Source organism: Parabacteroides acidifaciens (genome assembly GCF_003363715.1).
In the GTDB taxonomy this organism is placed as follows: domain Bacteria; phylum Bacteroidota; class Bacteroidia; order Bacteroidales; family Tannerellaceae; genus Parabacteroides; species Parabacteroides acidifaciens.
Window position 1 is genome coordinate 1 of the sequence record NZ_QREV01000131.1, and the last position, 792, is coordinate 792.

The 792-nt window shown below is 34.0% G+C and carries 1 protein-coding gene; it reads right to left on the reverse strand.

Translation table 11 applies throughout. The annotated features are described in order from the left end of the window. Positions 1 to 597: 597 nt before the first annotated feature. A partial coding sequence (locus DWU89_RS20960) for a hypothetical protein (RefSeq protein WP_208642498.1) occupies positions 598 to 792 on the reverse strand: 195 nt, incomplete at its 5' end.

Sequence of the window (792 nt, forward strand, 5' to 3'; positions counted from 1 at the left end):
ACTTAGTTCTTGTAGGACTACGTTTCTTCGACGTGGCAAATGTAATACATATTTATTACAGTACATACTTTTTTTTAGAAAAAATTAGCACGATACCTGTGAAATGTATTTTAACATCGCCTTTATATAACGCGACAAATATATTAAAATATTTCATTAACGCAAACAATATTATCTGCTTTTTTTCTTATATAAGCCTAATGTTTGCTCTTCTTCCTTTGAAAATCTAAATATTGATTACTTTTATTCGGTGTGTGTAAAATTAATCTTTTACTATATTAAGTGTAATTTAATATTTGCCGATTTACCCAATGACAGAACTTGAAATGTTAATTAACAATTAAAGGGCGTTTCTGTGGATTATGTGAGTATGTTTGTAATTAGGCTTTTATCCCTTCGTACTTATTGTAATAAGTATTTAATTAACATCGAATAATAAACCACATATCATATGGCCTGATTAGTGACAAAATCCGATAGTGGCTTTGGTAAAATCCAATGCCCATGAAAATCGGATTGCATGGGCATGAAATTTTGGATGGATGGGCATGGATACTTTTTTCAATCCTTAGGGGCTTATTGTATAAAATGCATTTTTCAGGCTTGAAAGACATCCGAAACCCAATAAATGTTAATCCACTTTTCTGCCATCAAAAAAGGACTTTTTCGCCTTTTTTGAGCGTTTCCAGCAATTACGACCGTCCTCTTTGCCACCATGACCGTGCTAATGTGTAGTGCACTCGGCACCTCGCGAAGATTAGGACGGTCGTAATGGCGATTTGGACGGTCGTA